Origin of the sequence: Thermogymnomonas acidicola (assembly GCF_014646795.1) — an archaeon.
GTDB lineage: Archaea > Thermoplasmatota > Thermoplasmata > Thermoplasmatales > Thermoplasmataceae > Thermogymnomonas > Thermogymnomonas acidicola.
On the sequence record NZ_BMNY01000003.1, the window covers coordinates 32,993 to 51,755 of the forward strand.

The 18,763-nt window shown below is 55.3% G+C and carries 20 protein-coding genes; 10 read left to right on the forward strand and 10 right to left on the reverse strand.

Annotated elements, in window-relative coordinates; translation table 11 throughout:
* Positions 1-16 precede the first annotated feature (16 nt).
* From IEW66_RS07570 to speB, 3 genes are all read left to right on the forward strand, one after another.
* Positions 17-1,276: an amidohydrolase family protein gene (locus tag IEW66_RS07570; protein WP_188681639.1), complete on the forward strand. Its 1,260-nt coding sequence runs from the start codon at positions 17-19 to the stop codon at positions 1,274-1,276.
* Between the two features lie 69 nt (positions 1,277-1,345).
* Positions 1,346-1,735, forward strand: coding sequence for a translation initiation factor IF-5A (locus IEW66_RS07575; protein WP_075057720.1), 390 nt, complete (start codon positions 1,346-1,348; stop codon positions 1,733-1,735).
* On the forward strand, positions 1,693-2,604 hold the full coding sequence (gene speB / locus IEW66_RS07580; protein WP_188681640.1) for an agmatinase: 912 nt from the start codon (positions 1,693-1,695) through the stop codon (positions 2,602-2,604). Before IEW66_RS07575 ends, speB begins: the two co-directional genes overlap by 43 nt.
* Positions 2,605-2,606: 2 nt before the next feature.
* On the opposite strand, the gene IEW66_RS07585 is transcribed toward speB, so the two are convergent.
* Positions 2,607-3,137: a 50S ribosomal protein L16 gene (locus IEW66_RS07585; RefSeq protein WP_188681641.1), complete on the reverse strand. Its 531-nt coding sequence runs from the start codon at positions 3,135-3,137 to the stop codon at positions 2,607-2,609.
* Between the two features lie 60 nt (positions 3,138-3,197).
* Between IEW66_RS07585 and IEW66_RS07590 the strand changes: the two genes are divergently transcribed.
* Positions 3,198-4,304 carry an MFS transporter gene (locus tag IEW66_RS07590; RefSeq protein ID WP_229657567.1) on the forward strand — a complete coding sequence of 369 codons (1,107 nt, stop codon included), beginning with the start codon at positions 3,198-3,200 and terminating at the stop codon, positions 4,302-4,304.
* A gap of 1 nt (position 4,305) precedes the next feature.
* Here IEW66_RS07590 and IEW66_RS07595 read toward each other — a convergent pair whose 3' ends face one another.
* Positions 4,306-5,370 carry a hypothetical protein gene (locus tag IEW66_RS07595; protein WP_188681643.1) on the reverse strand — a complete coding sequence of 355 codons (1,065 nt, stop codon included), beginning with the start codon at positions 5,368-5,370 and terminating at the stop codon, positions 4,306-4,308.
* Between the two features lie 32 nt (positions 5,371-5,402).
* Complete coding sequence (locus IEW66_RS07600) at positions 5,403-6,119, reverse strand: alanyl-tRNA editing protein (protein WP_188681644.1); 717 nt, start codon at positions 6,117-6,119, stop codon at positions 5,403-5,405.
* A 78-nt stretch (positions 6,120-6,197) separates the two neighbouring features.
* Here IEW66_RS07600 and IEW66_RS07605 point away from each other — a divergent pair, with 78 nt between their 5' ends.
* Positions 6,198-7,499, forward strand: a complete 1,302-nt coding sequence (locus tag IEW66_RS07605; protein ID WP_229657568.1) for a bifunctional folylpolyglutamate synthase/dihydrofolate synthase — start codon at positions 6,198-6,200, stop codon at positions 7,497-7,499.
* A 49-nt stretch (positions 7,500-7,548) separates the two neighbouring features.
* Positions 7,549-8,847, forward strand: a complete 1,299-nt coding sequence (locus tag IEW66_RS07610; protein ID WP_188681645.1) for an ORC1-type DNA replication protein — start codon at positions 7,549-7,551, stop codon at positions 8,845-8,847.
* Positions 8,848-8,850: 3 nt separating this feature from the next.
* Here IEW66_RS07610 and IEW66_RS07615 read toward each other — a convergent pair whose 3' ends face one another.
* The gene (locus tag IEW66_RS07615) at positions 8,851-9,555 is read right to left on the reverse strand and encodes a metal-dependent hydrolase (protein WP_188681646.1); all 705 of its coding nucleotides are present in this window, start codon (positions 9,553-9,555) and stop codon (positions 8,851-8,853) included.
* A 169-nt stretch (positions 9,556-9,724) separates the two neighbouring features.
* Here IEW66_RS07615 and IEW66_RS07620 point away from each other — a divergent pair, with 169 nt between their 5' ends.
* Positions 9,725-10,324 (forward strand): LysE family transporter, encoded by a 600-nt coding sequence (locus IEW66_RS07620; RefSeq protein ID WP_188681647.1) that lies wholly within the window; start codon positions 9,725-9,727, stop codon positions 10,322-10,324.
* Positions 10,325-10,469: 145 nt separating this feature from the next.
* Here the strand turns inward: IEW66_RS07620 and IEW66_RS07625 are convergent, their stop codons facing one another.
* The 3 genes from IEW66_RS07625 to IEW66_RS07635 all read right to left on the reverse strand — a co-directional run bounded on the left by IEW66_RS07625 (position 10,470) and on the right by IEW66_RS07635 (position 13,711).
* Positions 10,470-10,709 carry a hypothetical protein gene (locus IEW66_RS07625; RefSeq protein WP_188681648.1) on the reverse strand — a complete coding sequence of 80 codons (240 nt, stop codon included), beginning with the start codon at positions 10,707-10,709 and terminating at the stop codon, positions 10,470-10,472.
* Between the two features lie 181 nt (positions 10,710-10,890).
* Positions 10,891-11,820, reverse strand: coding sequence for a 2-oxoacid:ferredoxin oxidoreductase subunit beta (locus IEW66_RS07630; protein ID WP_188681649.1), 930 nt, complete (start codon positions 11,818-11,820; stop codon positions 10,891-10,893).
* Complete coding sequence (locus IEW66_RS07635) at positions 11,810-13,711, reverse strand: 2-oxoacid:ferredoxin oxidoreductase subunit alpha (protein WP_188681650.1); 1,902 nt, start codon at positions 13,709-13,711, stop codon at positions 11,810-11,812. The genes IEW66_RS07630 and IEW66_RS07635 overlap by 11 nt, the downstream gene beginning before the upstream one ends.
* Positions 13,712-13,934: 223 nt before the next feature.
* On the opposite strand from IEW66_RS07635, the gene IEW66_RS07640 reads away from it, so the two are divergent.
* Both IEW66_RS07640 and IEW66_RS07645 read left to right on the forward strand, forming a co-directional pair.
* Positions 13,935-14,228, forward strand: coding sequence for a hypothetical protein (locus IEW66_RS07640; RefSeq protein ID WP_188681651.1), 294 nt, complete (start codon positions 13,935-13,937; stop codon positions 14,226-14,228).
* Positions 14,229-14,234: 6 nt separating this feature from the next.
* Positions 14,235-14,768: an AAA family ATPase gene (locus tag IEW66_RS07645; protein ID WP_188681652.1), complete on the forward strand. Its 534-nt coding sequence runs from the start codon at positions 14,235-14,237 to the stop codon at positions 14,766-14,768.
* 8 nt (positions 14,769-14,776) lie between these two features.
* Here IEW66_RS07645 and purQ read toward each other — a convergent pair whose 3' ends face one another.
* From purQ to IEW66_RS07660, 3 genes are all read right to left on the reverse strand, one after another.
* Complete coding sequence (purQ, locus tag IEW66_RS07650) at positions 14,777-15,559, reverse strand: phosphoribosylformylglycinamidine synthase subunit PurQ (RefSeq protein WP_188681653.1); 783 nt, start codon at positions 15,557-15,559, stop codon at positions 14,777-14,779.
* A 5-nt stretch (positions 15,560-15,564) separates the two neighbouring features.
* The gene (locus IEW66_RS07655; RefSeq protein WP_188681654.1) at positions 15,565-15,714 is read right to left on the reverse strand and encodes a 50S ribosomal protein L40e; all 150 of its coding nucleotides are present in this window, start codon (positions 15,712-15,714) and stop codon (positions 15,565-15,567) included.
* A 76-nt stretch (positions 15,715-15,790) separates the two neighbouring features.
* Positions 15,791-17,341 carry a site-2 protease family protein gene (locus IEW66_RS07660; RefSeq protein ID WP_229657569.1) on the reverse strand — a complete coding sequence of 517 codons (1,551 nt, stop codon included), beginning with the start codon at positions 17,339-17,341 and terminating at the stop codon, positions 15,791-15,793.
* A 216-nt stretch (positions 17,342-17,557) separates the two neighbouring features.
* Between IEW66_RS07660 and fbp the strand changes: the two genes are divergently transcribed.
* Positions 17,558-18,715: a fructose-1,6-bisphosphate aldolase/phosphatase gene (gene fbp / locus IEW66_RS07665; RefSeq protein WP_188681655.1), complete on the forward strand. Its 1,158-nt coding sequence runs from the start codon at positions 17,558-17,560 to the stop codon at positions 18,713-18,715.
* The last annotated feature ends 48 nt before the right edge of the window (positions 18,716-18,763 follow it).

Here is an 18,763-nt window from a genome sequence, read left to right on the forward strand (position 1 = left end):
AAACGTTGCACCAGGTATGTCCATAGCCATCAGAGACGCCATCATAGTCACACAGAACCGGGACAGGGAAGTCCTCAGGGGAGACATACTTGTGGAGGGCGACAGGATAGCGCAGGTTGGGGGTAGGGTTAGGGACAGCGTGGACATGGAGGTCAGGGTGGACGGGGCCATTGCCATGCCCGGCCTCATAAACACGCACACACATGTGGCCATGGCACACCTGCGTGGCATGCTTGACGACATACCACTTGACACATTCCTTGAGAGGACATTCAGGCTGGACGCTGAGAGGACGGAGCGGGGCCTCTACAACTCGGCCATGCTTGGCATCTACGAGATGCTGTCTTCAGGAACGACCACCTTTGTGGACCTTTACTATTCCGAGGATGTGATAGAGAGGGCTGTGGAGAAGTCAGGTATCAGGGCAGTCCTCTCCTGGGTGACCCTTGACCCGGACAAGACGACGCAGAGGGGTGACCCGGTGAAGAATGCCGAGCGCTTCCTCTCCGCAGTGCACGGGGATAGGGTGAAGGCCTCGGTGGGTGTGCAGGGCATATATGTCGCGTCCGACGAGGTCTATATGAAGTCCAGGGAACTTGCGGAGAGGTTCGGCACGGTTGTGCACACTCACCTGGCGGAGACCAGGAAGGAGGTCTACGACTTCGTGAAGAAGACAAACGGGGAGAGGCCAATAGAGCACCTGCACAGGATAGGATTTCTGAGCAACCGCACACTGGCGGCGCACTGTGTATGGGCCACGCTCAGGGAGGTGAAGATGCTGGCCAGTGCGGGCGTCACTGTCTCCTGGAACTCCGTGAGCAACTTCAAGCTCGGCGTCGGTGGAGTGCCCCCTGTGCCCGAGATGCTGCAGAACGGCGCAAGGGTCACCATAGGCACAGACAGTAACGGCAGCAACAACTCACTTGACATGTTCGCTGCAATGAAGCACTCCTCTCTTGCGGTGAAGAACGAGAGGTGGGACCCCTCTCTCCTTACGGCACAGCAGATACTGGACATGGCCACTGTGGTGGCCGCGGAGTCCCTGGGCCTCAGTGAAGTGGGGAGCATTTCAGTTGGGAAGAAGGCCGACATAGTGGTACTGAGGGGCAGAGACCCGAACCTCTTCCCCACCGTGACGGAGAATGCAGTGAGCAACATCGTCTACTCCGCCAACCCCGGCAACGTGGACACTGTTATGGTGGGCGGGCAGCTGCTGAAGTCCGGTGGCAGGCTCCTCAGGGTCGACGAGGAAGTCTTCAGTGGCCCCTTTGTGTGAGTATCTGTATCCTGAGGCGCCAGTGTGGAAAGTATTTTAACACTATATCAATAGGGTGCAGGAAAAGTTATGAGCTGGCAGGAAGCTGAGGTAAGGGAACTCAAGGTCGGAAAGTACATGTTAATTGATGACGCTCCATGCAGGATAGTGGAGATCACGATGTCCAAGCCAGGGAAGCACGGGGAGGCCAAGGGAAGGATCGTTGCCATAGGCGTCTTTGACAACCAGAAGAGGAGCGTCGTTTACCCGGTGAAACACAAGGTAAAGGTGCCGATAATAGAGAAGAAGACGGCACAGGTGCTCTCTGTGGCAAACAACGAGGCACAGCTCATGGACACAGAGACCTTTGAGACGTTCGTTCTGCCCATAGAGCCGGAGGATGCCGACAAGATCAAGCCTGGCATGGAGGTGCCCTATTGGGAAGCAATGGGCAAAAGGAAGATCATGCTTCAGAGCTAGCCGGCCTCTTCTCGCTCAGGAAACTCCCGGATGCCCAGTCGGACTATGCATCAGCCAGGTACGTTGTGCTGGGCGTCCCATTCGACAACACATCCAGTTACAGGAGGGGCTCCAGGTTCGCTCCTGACGCCATAAGGAACGCGTACTGGAACCTGGAGTCCTTCGAGTTCCACTACGGCGTGAACATACCTGACGCCATGATATACGATGCGGGAAACCTGTTCGAGAGCGAGGACGTCGAGGAAGTGATCGATTCTGTGGAGACCGCTGTCCGCTATGTATCTGCGGACGGCAAGGTGCCGATCCTCCTGGGTGGGGAGCACTCCATTACTGTGGGTGCACTGCGCAACTTCAGGGACTGCGGCATGATAATAGTGGACGCACACTCCGACTTCAGGGACAGCTATATGGGTTCCAGGTTCAACCACGCGTGCGTTACCAGGAGGGCCCTGGAGCTCCTCGGGCCTGGGAGGATAGTGTCAGTTGGCACCAGGTCCGTCTCAAGGGAGGAGTTCGAGAGCGAAGAGTGGAAGGACGTCAGGTTCATCACGGCTGACGAGGTCAGGGAGAGGGGCATAAGGGACGTCATAGGGGAAATAAGGTCCATGGGCTTCAGGAGGGTCTACTTCTCCATAGACATGGACGGCATCGATCCCGCATACGCACCTGGCGTAGGAACGCCTGAACCGTTCGGCCTCACTGACCGCGATGTCAGGGAGCTAATAGGCGCGTTCGCAGGTATAACGGTGGCGTTCGACATAGTCGAGATAACGCCGGTCTACGACAACGGCAACACTTCGGTCCTTGCTGCAAAGTTCATCCAGGAGTTCATAGGGCAGAGGGAAAGGAAGGCCAGCAAAAAACCATGATTTTAGAGGCCCAGCCTGCCCGCGAGATCCCTTCCCTTTGTTATCTCGATCCTGCACGGCGTTGGCAGTTTTATGGATGCCTTGTGGAGTGCCTCCTTCAGGGCCTTTGCCTGTGCCGCGTTTGTCCTAGCCACCATGATGACCTGGTTCGCGTGGACCCTGGCTGCCGTGCCCACGGGCCTGCCAAAGGCCGCTCTCATTCCGCTCGATATACGGTCAGCACCGGCCCCGGTGGCCATCTTGTGCTCCCTCAGCACGTGGTGCGGGTAAGGCTTGATCTGCAGGTAGTAGTTGTCGTTGCCCGCGGCCTCGAGCATCCTCCTGTTGACGCTGATCCTTGCCGCCTCCAGGGCCGTGTGCCTGATCTGGCATGATTCCTTTGCGATCAGTACCATCTCGATATCGAAGTCCTTCTTCTGGTTTCCCTGTATGAAAGTTGTTATCTTCGGGTAAGGCACGCCGCCCATGAACTCCTTCCTCGTGTAGGCGGGCCCGGTGATCTTTGTGTACATTCTCGCTGGCTTTGTTACCATCGGTATCATCTGGGGAATACCAGAGACTATAAAAATTGAACGGAGGCAGTGCATTATAATATGCCCTATCTATCTGCTGGCTGCAGCGGTGGTAACCTGTCACGCTTGGCACCCACGGGCAGCTCTGTCAGGCTTGTCCTCTCAAGCCTTTTCTTCGGGATAGGCTGGTTCGCACTCAGCTTTACCTTCCCACTTCAGGCCGTCAGGTTCGGGTTCAACTATTCGTTCACAGGCCTCGTGGGGCTGATAGGCTCGCTGCCCTTCGTAATAGCAGCCACCATTTACCTCAGGTCCACTGACCGCATGATCGCCACAGGCATAAGGGCTCCACCCTTGATACTCTTCACCCTTTCGATAGTTTTCCAGTTCCTGGACAGGGCAAACTTCATACCTCTCGTGGTCGTTTCAAGCGTTGCGCAGGCTTTCTGGTGGGTATCTATCGAGGTCTCCCTCGGTAGCATGGAGGCCTCAGGGTCTGCAGAGAAGTACTCGGCAGCCTGGGGTGTGCCCAACGCTGCCGTGCCGCTGGTGGCCGGCTACATCATACAGTACACGGGCTTCAGGTACATGTACCTGGCGGGCACAGCCGCATTCCTCGTGTCATTCCTGACACTGCCCAGGCCCGCACATGTACCTCCAGGGCGCTCGAAATCGAACCCAAAGGCCAGGTACATAGTGCCACTGGCCTTCGCAGGCCTGGCCTCTGGCTTCCTGTACTATGTCTTCGTGCCCTACCTCAGGCTATCGCACTTCTCATACGGCACGATAGGGCTCCTGGTAGGCATCTACGGCATCTCCTCTGCTACCGGCTACGTCGCCCTGGTCTTCGTCAGGGGGAGCAGCGAGAGGGCCTACGCCGCATTATCCTCGGCCCTCGTGAGCTCTGTATCTGTCCTCTTTGCCACCAGGGACGTATTTGCCATCTTGCTTGCTCTTATAATTACCGGCTTCGGTGCCTCGTTTGCCATGTCAAAGATACTGGCATACATCTCGGAGAGGACAACACCGAGGCTCGGTGTATTCTACTACGAGACCTTCTTCGGGATAGGCTTCGTCACGGGAGCATTCGGCATGGGCTCCATGCTCCAGTTCGCTGGAATACTCCCCGTGGTCCTTTCGCTGCTCTCTCCATTAATTTACGTGGTGCTGTTATTCGCACTCTCGTGACTCAGGGGCGGCGCTGCCTCTCTATGAAGAACTGGTCAACGTTCGGGACCACCATCTCACTGCCGTCCACCACGTTACCGCATGACACGCAGACCAGGTTCATTTCCTGGTCCACATGGTATTCGAAGCTTCCGCACTGCGGGCAAGAGCTCCTCACCCAGGCCATCTCCACAGGGTTGCCCTGTGCTGCCCTGGGCCTCTCAGCCATCCTGGCCTCACTGGCCTTCTCTTCCTTCACCTGCGCCCTGGCGTGGCCACGGCTGGCAAGTGAAAAGAGGGCGAAGAGCCCGATGAAGGCCCAGAGGAGAATGAAGAAGCTGGAGAGGAATGCGAAAACAGGCGACCTCTCGATGAAGATGTCAAAGGTGTTTATGGCTGTTATTGTGAAGTTAACGGCGAAGGACCTGATCATCCCGTACCTCAGGTATATGTAGTCGAGTATCAGGAACGTTATGAACCCCAGGAGTGCCGAGTACACCCCCGGGTACGAAAAGTATGCCGGTACCAGTGCTGCTATGGAGGAGAGGGCGATGGCGCCCCAGAAGCTCAGCCTTGGGTTTAGGAGGGCCTCTGAGACCTTCTCCCTCCTCGCAAGGGCATAGACAACCATGATCACTGTTACCGGGACCGCCTGCAGGAGCAGGGTCTCCACCAGTGTGGTGGAAGCGTCATAGAATACCTGCGCCGGGGTTATGAAGCCGTCTATTGGTGAATACCCCAGGGAGGGGTCATCGAACCTTATGATGACGCTCACAACCAGCTGCAGGAGGACGAAGGCCGCAAAGACAGAATAGAAGCTGCTCTGTGCCGGGCCGTCAAAAGACCTCACCTTCATCCTTCCAGGCATGAAGTTTGACAGGAGGAACAGGAGCAGGAGCGCAACGCAAAGTGCCACCACAAGCGAGACAGTGAAGGGGTCTGTGGGGAATGGTATTATTATGTACAGTGACGGGTCTGTGCTCGCTATGTACTGCCACGAATATACGGCAGCGGGTGCCTCGGCCAGGAAGAAGAGGAGCGCTATGAAGAAGGCCAGGAGCCCGAAGGCCTCCGAGACCCTCTCCATCAGCGGTACGCCCTCAGCCAGATCGCTCCCTCCTACTCCACATATAGTGTCAGTCTCTTGTTAAGCTTCCCCTTCACCAGGGAGGTCTTGAACCTGATGCTCTTAAGCTCGTCGGTTGACCTCACCACTGTCCCGTATTCAACCTGTTCCGGTAGGTCACCGATCCTCACAAGCCTGATCTTTTCTCCCTCTGGCGGCCTGTTCCTCACCTGTGACATCAGCTCCTGATCTGCTATGAACTCCTCCCTGCTCTTCCATACGTACTCTGTTTTGAGCCCCTTTGATATGATCTCGTTGCACTCTGCCTCAAGTGCCTTCACGAAGCTGTCGTCAAGGGCGTCGCTCTCAATGTCTATCCAGGCCTCGGTGTCGTAGGTCTGGTTGATCCTCGTCGTGGCCCTCAGGTCCCTGAATGCTATGGCGCTCACGATCCTCAGCGCGGTCCTGAACTTCATGTGGCCGTACCTCACATCCCAGTCAATCTCCTGGTAAACGGGCTTTCCCTTAATGTTGTCTGGGAACGTGTCATGGGACATCAGGTGCACATTTGTCCCATCGAACCATGCATCCACTATACCGTACTCCTTTCCGTCGATCACAACCTTGCCCCTGTCATTGGGCTGCCCGTGGCCGGTGGGGAAGAAGACCGTCTGGTCAACGACGAGGTCAGTGAACTCGTTGAATATGACCTTTCCCTCACACTTGGTTGAGTAAGCATCGTCCAGGTACAGTAGTTTTGTCTCCTGCATACTGTAACGTAAAGGCAAAGGAGGTAAAAATAGATAGGGTAGAAAAATTAATCATAGCCAAGGGCATCGGCCAGGCGCTTGAGGGACGAAAACCTGGAGTTTCTGTACGGCCTAACAAGGGAAGGCGTGAAACTTGACCTTGAGGTGATGCGGGCATTCGACGACATGCTGGGCAACCCTCACAGGGCATACAGGACGATCCACATAACCGGGAGCAACGGCAAGGGATCCGTATCCGCGCTCCTCTACAACATAATGATGCAGAGGTTTCCTTCAGGCCTCTACACCTCCCCGCACCTGATCGAGTTCAACGAGAGGATACTCTTCAACGACCGCTTCATACCTGATGAATACATAGTTTCCTTCATAGGGAAGTACAGGCCAGTGATTGAGGAACTGGCGAGGGAGAAGCGGAACCCTACCTTCTTCGAGACGACCACCGGGATGGCATTCAAGTACTTCAGCGACGCTGGCGCCAGGTTCGCGTCCATTGAGGTGGGCCTCGGCGGCAGGCTCGACTCAACAAACATAATAGAACCGGAGGTGAGCGTGATAACGAGTGTTGGTTACGAGCACGCGGACAAGCTCGGCTGCTCACTCACCTCTATATCCTATGAGAAGGGTGGGATAATAAAGCCTGGCAGGCCCGTTGTCCTGGGGGACAGGAAGGCTGAGGTCGTCGACACTGTCAGGCGCATATCGCAGGTGAGGAAGTCCAGGCTCTACCTGACGTGGAGGGATGTGAAGGTGAGCGATGTGCACCTCTCCCTGCAGGGCACAAGCTTCAGGGCCGAGACTGAGGGCGAGACCTACGATGTTGAGTCCCCGCTTGTCGGCACATTCCAGGTAACCAACATAGGCACAGCGATACTGGCAGCGGAAGCGTCAGGGCAGTTCGACAGGCGCCAGATAGAGCAGGGCATCAGGGAGACCTTGTGGCCAGCGAGGCTGCAGAGGGTAAGGGACGAGCCCCCGGTGGTTGTCGACTGCGCACACAACCCTCCTGCGGCCAACGCCCTGGTGCAGGCTTTCAGGCAGGTATCGCCCGATACCAGGCCAGTGCTGGTTGTGGGCATGCTGAAGGACAAGGACCACTTCTCATACATATCATCGCTCCGCTCCCTGTCAGACAGGATAATAGTGACTACTCCCTACGAGGAGAACAGGGCGGAGGACCCAGAGCACATAGCTTCCCTGGCAAGGCGGATTTACAGGGAAGTGAGGGTCATAAGGGACGCCCGGGAGGCATACGATTATGCACTTTCCCTGGGCACCCCAGTGCTTGTGACGGGCTCCATATACCTGGTTGGGCACGTGATGGCCTGGGAGGGCGTGGACGTCAGACCATTCACCAGGAAAAAGGTGAAGCTGCTGGAATGAGACGGAAAAAAAGTATTTTGTACTGAACTGACGATTTCAACAATTACTTATGTCTCCCAATCCATTCCTTAAATACTCTGCCGAGAACTCCATAGTCCTGGGCGACCTCGGCTCACTGTCCAGCTCCTTTGTCCCGGAGAGCTTCCCGCATAGGGAAGGCCAGATTGATGCGATAGTGAAGGTGCTGAGCAGCATAATGAGGAACACCAGGCCCTCAAACATAATATTATACGGCAAGACTGGCACAGGCAAGACATCAGCTGCAAACCATGTGACAAGGATGCTGAAGGAGGCCGCAGGGGACAGGGTGGAGACGCTCTACTTCAACTGCCAGATATACGATTCGCCCTATTCCATCCTGGTCGCACTGGCCAACTCAATACAGGACAGCACATCGGGCTCCGTGCCCCAGCTGGGCTGGCCCCTGGACAGGATCTTTCAGGAGACCATGGCGAGGCTGAACAGGGCAAGGAGGTTCTTCGTTCTTGTGCTTGACGAGATCGATAAGATAGTGACAAAGAACGGTGGCGATTCCCTGTACGTCCTCCTGAAGCTCATAGACGAATCAGGTGAATCGAAGCTGTCGCTGATAGGCATAACGAACGACACGGGCTTCCTGGAGTTCCTCGATTCCAGGGTGCGCAGCAGGCTGAACCAGGAGAGCATATTTTTCCCTCCATACAACGCCACGGAACTCATAGACATAATATCGTTCAGGATTAAGGGAGTGGTGAGGCCGGGTAGCGTTGAGGACAGCGCAATAAACCTGTGCGCGGCCATTGGGGCACAGGAGCACGGTGACGCCAGGAAGGCCCTGGACCTCATGAGGATAGCCATAGACATAGCGGTCAGGGAGGGCAAGCAGAAGGTAACTGAGAAGGAGGTCTACAAGGCCAGGGACAAGCTCGAGATGGACGTCATAAAGGAGGCCATATACACGCTGCCGTTACAGAGCAAGATCGTCATGCTGAGTGCTGTGGTGACACAGGAACAGGACACTGCCATGATGACGACCGGCCAGATATACGAGAACTACAGGAACATATGCGAGGAGATAGGGTACCCTGCGCTCACATCGAGGAGGGTGAGCGACCTCATTTCGGAGCTGGAGGACTTCGGTCTCCTCAGCGCGATGACGAAGAGCATGGGCAGGTACGGCCGGACGAGGCTCATCAGGGTTGTGGGCGACCACACTGTCATAAAGAACCACCTCCTTGAGGACGAGAACCTGGCCCATTTCAAGGGGTCAAAGATACCGAAGCAGTCAAAGTTCGAGAACCTGGTGGAAGAAAATAGGAAGATATCGAGCCTGGACGACCTCTTCGGCGCCGAGCCCGATAAAAACTGATTCTCACGTCAATTCTGCCCTGCTGAACTCCCTCGTCTCCTCAACACCCATTATCACGACCCTTGTGCCGTTCTTCTCGGCCTCCACCTTGAACTTCTGCGGGTCCTGCTTGATCGCATCGAAGGTGTTGTAATGCATGGGTATGGTTACCTTGCTTCTGAGCATCTTCACTGCGTAGGCGGCCTCCCTGGGCGACATGGTGTAGAAGCCCCCTATGGGTAGCATGGATATCTGCGGCCTGTATAGCTCGCCTATGAGTTCCATGTCCTTGAAAACCCCGGTGTCTCCGGCGTGGTAGAGCGTGAAGCCGTTGTGTTCTATCACGAAGCCAGAGGCGGCACCGCCGTACTTCCCGTTGTAGCCTGTTGAGTGGTAAGCGGGCACTGCTGTGAACCTGATCCCGTTCACCTCCGTGGATCCGCTCAGGTTTATCCCTATCACCTGGACGTCCTTGTTCTCCTCGCCAAGTATCCATGCCAGCTCCACCATGGTCACTATGGGCGCTTTGTTCTTCCTTGCTATGTACACAGCGTCCCCAACGTGGTCAAAGTGTCCGTGTGAAATCACCACGGCGTCCGCCTTTATGTCGTCCTTCTTTACCTTCGCCACGGGGTTACCCTCTATGAAGGGGTCCACAACTACCTTCTTGCCAGTATCTATGGTAAAGCATGCGTGTCCGTGCCATGTCAGCCTCAGCTTGTCATCCATGTTCTTCAACATGTGCCTGAGCTTTAAAGGGTTTTTGCTGGGCCGCAGAGCGGTGGAATCAGTGTCCTGACCGCATTAGTCACTCCTGAAATGCGGGGAGAAATGATCACCCTTTCATCACTTTCGTGATACCGATTCAAAAACCTAATTATGCGGGGCAGCTGATAAGGTGCCATTGATAACTCCGTACCTTGTGCTCTTCGGTGTGGTGCTCGGGGTGTCCCTCGCCGCGCCTCCGGGCCCTATAAACGCCATGATAATATCTGAGGCCAGGCGCAGCGTCCTCAGGGCTGTACTGATAGGCTTCGGTGCCATGACAGCGGACCTAATATTCCTGATCATCGTCTTCCTCTTCGGCTCTGCCCTGGACCTGTCAAGGTACGATCCGTATATCTACACAATAGGTGGGTCGGCGTTCATAGTGCTGGCCTACCTCACACTCAGGAGCGGGGAGACCGAAAGTGGGGTTAGGGGCATCGGATACCTGAAGGGCCTGGGCGTCGGCATCGGCAACCCTGCCCAGATAGGCTGGTGGCTCAGCGCTGGCCTTAGCACTCTTGAAAGGTTCGGGATATTCCCATTCTATTTCCTCTTTGTCGGCACGACGGTCTGGGTCGTCTCCCTCAGCTACCTGATAAGGCTGGGAGAGCTGAGGTACGGTTCAAGGATGCAGATAGCGGTCAAGGTCTTCAGCACGGCCGTTTTCGCCATATTTGGGGCTGTATTCCTCTATCTCGGTGTCTCCTTACTTCTCTCCGGTATGAGGTAGGAGTGAGCTCCGTGCAGAGCGACGGTAAATGGCCACGGACCTAAAGGCCTCTTGAAAAATGCATTGGCGGCACACGGTGTATTCAGGAGACTAGAAGGCTTGGCGCACCATCTTTACCTCGGGTCTCCATGACTTCGTTGGGGTCTCACTCATACTCCGGGAGGTCGCTGAAGGCCTTGTCCCCATGTTCCCTAACCCATTCGTCCCTGCTGTACTTTCCCAGAGGTCTTACAGGGTCAAAGGCCTTGCTCCCGCATAGGGGGCACTGGAACAGGAGCTCGTTGAACACATGCGGTCTCAGGATATCCGATGCCCTGAAGACGTGCTCGAACTTCCCATGGCAGTGGTTGCACTCCACCTCCCAGACATGTACGTATTTCGCCATCCCAGACCATACCTGTGCCACACATAAAACATTTCCGACTTGTGTTCCTTGGTGGACAGGCCCTTGAATGCCCCCGCGTATCGGTCTGACAGTTGAGGACAAGTCCGCATGGCCAGAAATGGCCGGAAACAAGGAGAGGGAAGAAAATGGGGGACAGAAAAGTTAGAGGCCGGTGGCCCGGTCAGTGTGCTATGATCTTGTCCGCAAAGGTCAGGTCCGGGTCAACCGGGGTGTAGCCCTCTGCGTCGAGTATCCTCTGCTTTGCGGGAGGTACCTCAAGGTAGTTCGGCACGAACTCGTTGAGCCTCTTCGTGAAAGGCGGTATGGTCCTGTTATCGTAGAATATGCCCGTCGGTATCCTGTCTCCCCACTCGAGGCTCTTCCTGTAAGCCCTCTCGAACTTCGCCTGTGCCTCCGGGTCGTCGGGCGACGCTATCACCGGGTCCCAGCTCTTGTCGTCCTCCAGCTTGTAAACCCTCTTCCTGTACCACTCCATGGTGTTGATGTTGTTGTATGTGGGGCATGGCTGCAGGACATCAATGAGTGCGGAGCCCTCGTGATTTATTGCAGTCTTTATTATTTCCTTGAGCTGCTTCATGTCAAACGAGAATCCCCTGGCAACGAAGGAGTACCCTGCGCTCAGGGCCAGAGTAAGCGGGTTGATCTTGCCGAATATGTTCGCCCTCGTGAGCGACTTTGTCTTCTCACCCATCTCCATCGTCGGTGCTGCCTGGCCCTTTGTGAGGCCGTAGACGGCATTGTCGAAGAGTATCACGGTGAGGCCCGTGTTTCTCCTACCTTCCGCCACGAAGTGGCCGGCGCCGATGCCCAGGAGGTCACCGTCGCCACCCATGACCAGGACCTTGAGGTCAGGGTTCGCGAGCTTGACGCCCGTGGCATAGGGTATGGCCCTCCCGTGGAGGGTGTGGACGCCTGCTATGTTCAGGTAGTGTGGCGTCTTTCCGGAGCACCCTATTCCTGAGACAGAGACCACACTCTTAGGGTCCATGTCCAGTTCCGTCAGTGCCTGGATGACAGAGGTCAGGATACCAAAGTCCCCGCACCCAGGGCACCAGTCAACCGTTATGTCATTCTTGAAGTTATGCACCATTCACAAGCACCTCCTCAACCTTCTCCTCCTTACCAAATATGATCTCCTTCGCCGCCCTGTATATTTCGTCCTCCGTCATGTGCCTTCCGTTGTACTTCAGTATATGCTTCTTTATCTCTATGCCGGTGTTCATCCTTATTACCCTTGCCGCCTGTGCCAGCATGTTGCTCTCCACGTTTATTACGAGCTTTGCCTTTTTGAGCACGCTGGAGACGAACTCGGACGGGAACGGGGAGAACATCTTCAGGTAAAGCAGGTTTGCGGTCACACCGTCATTCTTAAGGTCTTCGATCACATCGAGTATCGGGCCCTTCTGGCTGCCCCATGTGACGAAGGTCACATCCGCACTGGATGGGCCCATGAGCTGGGCCTTGTCCTCCAGGGGTATCTCCCTGTCAGCAGTGACGAGCTTCTGGAACCTCTTCCTCATCATGGCGTCCCTGATCACCGGGTCCTCCGTCACGTGCCCGAGCTCGTCATGTTCGTCCCCGGTCATCCAGAAGATGTCGCGGCCGAATATGCCGAAACCTGAAATGCCTGTGTCCGTGTCCAGGTCGTACCTCTTGAACGGTTCCTTTTCAACCCTCACCGGGGGCACTATCTTGACCCTCTTCCTGTCTATTTCAGGTATGAGGTCCATGGTGTTTGCCAGGTTCTTGTCGATCATGTGTATCACGGGCATCTGGTACCTCTGCGCATAGTTCAGTGCCTTCATGGCGTCGTATATGCACTCCTCCACATCACCGGAGGAGAAGACGATCCTCGGGAACTCACCGTGGCCAGTGTTAAGCGCGAACAGGAGGTCTGACTGGCCATTCCTCGTCGGCAGACCAGTGCTAGGGCCCCCCCTCTGGTAGAGTGTGACCACAAGGGGCACCTCATCCATGCCAGCGAAGCCAATGCCCTCGGCCATAAGTGAAAAGCCAGGGCCGCTGGTTGCGGTTGCGGACCTCACGCCTGTGAGCGCCGCACCTGACGCCATTGTGACAGCAGATATCTCGTCCTCCGTCTGCACAACGACTACTCCCGCTTCCTTGAGCTTCTCCGTCTCCTTCTGTATCCATTTCAGCGCCTCGTGCTCCTCGAGTATGGTGCTCTCATCGCTTGCTGGAGTTATCGGGTAATATGTCTGGAACCTGAGGCCACCCAGAACCTTGCCTATTGCTGAACCATCGTTGCCTGTGAGCAGGAACCTCTTCCCCACCTTCAGTTCCGGAAGCTCCTTCCCTGCAAGCCCCTTATTCATGCAGAACTCGTAGGCGGCCTGCACTACCGCCACGTTCAGCTTCACGACCTGCTCCTTGTTCGCGAAGACTGCCTTGACACCCTCTATGGTGTGCTCCACCTTCAGGCCCGCAATACCGAGGGTTATGGCGGCACCGAGCGTGTTGAAGTACCTCGATGCAGGGCCCTCCTTAACAGCGGAGTTCACAAGGTCGTCAAAGGGCACACCGATGAGCCTCGCCCCCCTGTCCTCCATGAGCTTCAGGGCGCCCTTGACGTTCCTCTCGTATCCCCCCTCCTCCAGGGTCTTCCTTATCCTCTCCGCCGTGTCCCTCATTATCATTCTTGCAGAGGCCAGGTCGCTCCTCTCGAAGGAGAGGTCATAGATCACCTTTGTTCCCTGGGAGACGTCCTCTAAGTGCTCGAATATGGTGTCCGCGTCCAGTGCCACCAGGTAGTCCACCGGGTACCTCAGGGACCTGGGCTGTTTCTCCTTGATCCTGAGGTGTATGTAGCTGTGCCTCCCCTTGATGTTGGAGTGATACTCTCTCACCCCAAAGACCCCGTAGCCAGAAGATGCAAAAGCCCTGCTTATCATGTTGGCAGAAGTGTCTATTCCTCCCCCCTGAGGGCCTCCTACAGCGAGACTTATGTCAAGTTCAGACATTGTTCTCATGATTTCAATGGAATTAAAATAGTTTGTTAAAAATCTAAGAGGGACACAGAAATATTGCTATCCAGCGTGTATCTTTGGGGGTCAGAAGTAGTCTATGGTATTGTATACCGGTATATCACATAGATGCCTGACATGTGAGGGCGAACGGTGTACGCCCCAGGAGACACCCCTTCGGGCTACAAAACAATAATACCATACAAAAAATAGGGGCACTATGTACAGGGTACTGAAACTGTCAGGCGAAAACAGGAAACTGAAGGACGCAATAGTTTCTGATGACATCGTCGGGAGGCAGACGTTGGTGCTGAAGGCAGGGGAGAGCGTTGGGGAAGAGCCCGGATCAGTTATAATCATCGTGGAAGGTGGCAGCGAGGCCCTTGCTGCAGTGGACAGGTTCGTATCCTCCGGCGCTGAGGAGCTGAGGGACGAGGCTGCCCAGAGGGTGTACTCGAAGGTGAAGGAAGAGGAAGACTCCGCAGAAGGTGGCATGGGCTTCATTTTCGGGTGAAATCTCTTGATAGTCGTAACCGGCATGCCCGGGGCCGGAAAGGATGAGTTCATAGCGGTTGCCAGGTCCGTGGGCTTCATGGACGTGCACATGGGGGAGAGTGTCAGGCACTACGCCAGGCTGCGCGGGATACCCTTCACTGACGGCGATATAGGCAGGTTCGCAGCATCGGAGAGAGAGAAGTACGGCATGGACATCTGGGCCAGGCGGACAGCGGAGATGATAAGGGATCCAGAAAGGACGGTGGTGGACGGCGTCAGGAACATGGAAGAGGTCGATGCATTCCGGGAAAGGGACAGGAACCTGATAGTTATAGCGATTTTTGCCAACAGGGAGGAGCGCTTCAGGCGCATACTGGGCAGGCAGAGGCCAGACGATGTCAGGAGCATGGCGGAACTCGTTCTGAGGGACAAGAGGGAACTGAGCTTCGGCATAGGCTCTGTGATAGCTCTGGCCGACGTAATGATAGTGAACGATGGCACGCTGGAGGAGTTCAGGGAGAAGAGCCGGAAGGTCCTCCAGTCCCTCCCAAGGCCGTGACGCCCACACTACTTCCTTATGGCGTACCTTACAATGGCGTCAAAGAATGTTTTTCCAGGGCCATATATTGAGGCCCTCTCCGCCCCGGCCATCTGGAAGCCGTAGTAAGCCCTCTCCGGGTGTGGCATTAGGCCTATCACATTACCTTCCCTGTTTGATATCCCAGCGATGTTCATTGCTGACCCATTGGGGTTCCAGGGATACCCGGCATCGGTCCCGCCCGGGCTGCAGTATGTGAAGAGCACCTGGCCCCCTTCCTGGAGGCGCTCCAGGACCTGTTCCCGAGATGCTGTGAACCTGCCCTCCGCGTGGGCAACTGGTACCTGGAACACCGTGCCCGCTGGCATAAGGTCCCCGATCACCCTGTTCCTTGACATAACTTTGACGTAAGTGTGCCTGCACTCGAACCTGTTCGACCTGTTGAACGACAGTGAAATGACCCTCTCCTCATATCCAAGATCCGGGAGGAGGTTGGCCTCTGCCAGTACCTGGTAGCCGTTGCACACACCGATCACGGGCCTGCCTTCATCCACAAATCTCTTTACTTGGTTCCCGGCAGCCGCCATAAGCCTGCTTGCGAATATGACGCCTGCCCTTATGTAGTCGCCTGCTGAGAAACCCCCGGGTATGAAGAGGATGTCGAAATCTCCTATCCTGACCTTGCCAGTTTCCACCTGTTTCACGTGCACGTACTGCGGAGATGCGCCGCTCCTCAGGAATGAAAGGTACGCCTCCTCCTCGCAGTTAGTACCCTCCATCCTCAGGACTGCGACCTTCGGGCCATCAGGCATTTAAGTTACTGTCCTCCCCTTCTCTCTTTCGCCTTGGGCCTAAGGCCCTTGTAACCGCACTTGCGGCACCTCTCTGCCTTCGGTGGGTTCCTTGCGTTACACCTCATGCATATCATTTTGTTGAGCCTTCTCTCAACGGCTTCAGGAAATGCCATTGCATTCACCCTTGTGAGATTGACCTCACCGGTTCCCGGGTTAATGGCATCTCTTGTTTTAAACCCTTCTCTAGGCCTATATTATGTGCGGTACTATGATCTCCCAGAGGAGCAGGAATAGCACCAGAACGCCGAGGGCATTGGTGACGTTGCCAGCGACCTTCGGCCTCTTGAATGCCCCAAGCATCCTGTGCCTCCCCGCTATCACTATTGTATCTTTCAGGAACTGGGCACCGTCAAGGATGGACAGTGGCAGCGCGTTTGTAATGCCGAGGAGGAAGTTGATCCAGAACATCCAGTAGAGGACGTTCAGGGCCCCCCAGAAGAACGTTGGGTTCACGGGCACCGAAAACATGGATGCAAGGTAGGAGGGCACCGGGGAGAGGCCGGAGAACGGGAGCCCTATGAACTCTATGAACCCGTCCCAGGGGGAGGAGAGCATTGCTGTGCCGAACACCTCGGTCTTCATGTCTGCCAGGGGCACGTACCCTATACCTGCATAATCTATCTCCACCCCAATGAAGCTCTCGTTCTTATAGGCGGGTTTATTGGCCAGTGGATCGTACTTCTCGTAGTAGGAATAGACAGAGACCGTCTTTACATCGTAGTACTTTAGCCCGGGGCTGTTGCCGTACGGAACGAAAACGGTTAGGTTCACAGTACTGCCGGGTGGGATTGCATCCAGAACCTGTGCTAGCCCGGTCTCGTTGTATATGACAGCACTGTTGATCTTGACTATTATGGAGTTAGCCGGTACACCGGCACTGGCTGCAGGGAAGCCATCTATGGTGTCGACAATTGCCACCCCCGCGTAACCCTTCACAGTGTGCACCTCGCCCTTGTAGTAGACCGAGGCGTTGTACTCCCTGCCTGGCATCAAGGTACTGTTGTAAACAAGGTTGCTGAGGGTGCTCCCAGAGTACGGGCCGAACGATATCAGCTCAGAACCAGAAGGCACTGACGGTGCCAGGGCGCCGTCAGAACTTTCCACAACAACGCCAGGGTGGTGCGGTACCGCCGCTGGAGCGAACGCAAAGAGGATCAGGAGGAGGCAGACTATCGCTATGATTATGTTGGTGCCGGGCCCGCTGGCGTAGATCCTCCTCCTAACGACAGGCTCAGCGTTCTGTAGTTCCTCTTCCTTTGGTTCCACAAACGCCCCTACGGGCACTATGAAGAAGAGACCGCCCACCGATTTGACCTCAAGCTTGTGGCCCTCAGACACGATGCCGTGCATTATTTCATGTACAAATACTCCAACCATGAGTGCAACGATCCCGTAAGAAATGGGTATGACGGGGTTTATGCCAGGGAGTGCCAGTATGAGGCTCAGTGACGGTGCCTGGGAAGGCCTTATGAAAGAGGCAAGGTATGCCCCGTACGCGAGGAAGCCTATGGCGAAGAAGAACGAGAGCAGGACAATCACCACAGAGACCTTCGAATAGGTCCTCCACGGAAAATGGTTGCTGATCGCCTTCAGGATGCCCCTCCTCTTTATTGCCTTAACCATGAGTGCTGGGCCCAAGAGGTCTAGGTGCTTGCTCTCCCTTATCCTGGGGGCCAGGTAGAGGATCAGCATGATCCAGAACATTATGACTATCAGTGCTATTTCGAGTCCGCTGATCATTACGTACCACAAAAGAGAAAAGGCATTTATAACATTTGAGCAGTTGCCCATTCTCATCTTTTTCGACAGATAACGGAACTGAGTCTTAACGAAAGACAGAATTTGCATACACCTGTGCGTAAATGACGTATTGAGGAATTAAAATAATAAGCTATGTGACGTATAGAACGTTGAATCATGTCAACATTTTTATACTATATGATTGATATGTAATGTATGAAGGTAACAATTTCGCACATAAAAGCGGATATAGGGAGCCTGCCCGGTCACTCAACGGTATTCAAGCCTGTCGTGGACGAAGTCGAGGGCTATGTGAAGGAGCACGGGAGCAGCTTGTTGAAGTCCTACTATATCTCTCACGTCGGTGATGACATTCAAATAACTATGATTCACACACGGGGGACGGATGACGAGGAGGTCCACAGGCTAGCCTGGGAAGCCTTCAAGGCGGGCACCGTTGTTGCCAAGAAGTATGGCCTGTACGGGGCGGGCCAGGACCTGCTGAAGGACTCTTTCTCAGGGAACGTGAAGGGCATGGGCCCTGGAGTTGCGGAGATGGAGATAAATGCGAGACCCTCAGAGCCTTTCATTGTCTTCATGATGGATAAGACCGAGCCCGGTGCCTTCAACCTGCCCATCTTCAGGATGTTTGGAGACCCGTTCAACACACCTGGCCTTGTGATCGACCCGAACATGCACGAGGGTTTCATTTTCGAGATATGGGACATAATAGAGGGAAAGAAGATCAAGCTGGCTACGCCGGAGAACACCTATGACATCCTGGGGCTGATAGGTTCGAAGAGCAGGTATGTGATAAAGAGGGTATACACCAAGAAGACCCATGAGAAGCTGCCGGACGAGAACGTTGCTGTCATTTCCACAGACAAACTCTCCCTCATAGCCGGGGAATATGTTGGTAAGGACGACCCTGCTGGCGTCGTGAGGATACAGTCCGGTCTACCGGCTGCCGGCGAGGTTCTCGAGGCCTTTGCGCACCCCTACCTTGTATCAGGGTGGATGCGCGGCTCATTCAACGGCCCACTGATGCCTGTGGGCATGAAGGATGCGAAGATGACCAGATTTGACGGCCCGCCGAGGGTTGTGGCCCTGGGTTTTGTCTACAAGGACGGTGCACTAAGTGGGCCCGTGGATATGTTCGATGACCCCGCATTCGATGGTGCAAGGAGGACCGCAGTCGAGATTGCTGACTACCTGCGGAGGATGGGCCCATTCGAGCCACACAGGCTGCCTGAGGATGACATGGAGTATACATCGCTTCCGAGGGTGCTCGAAAGGCATAAGTCCAAGTTCGAGCCAATAGAAGATACGCCCAAGGGCAAGAAGGTGAAGGTAGCCACCACAGACGTGGACTGAAGTTCAGGTCCACACCAACATTTTCCATATCCTGAACCTGAATATATT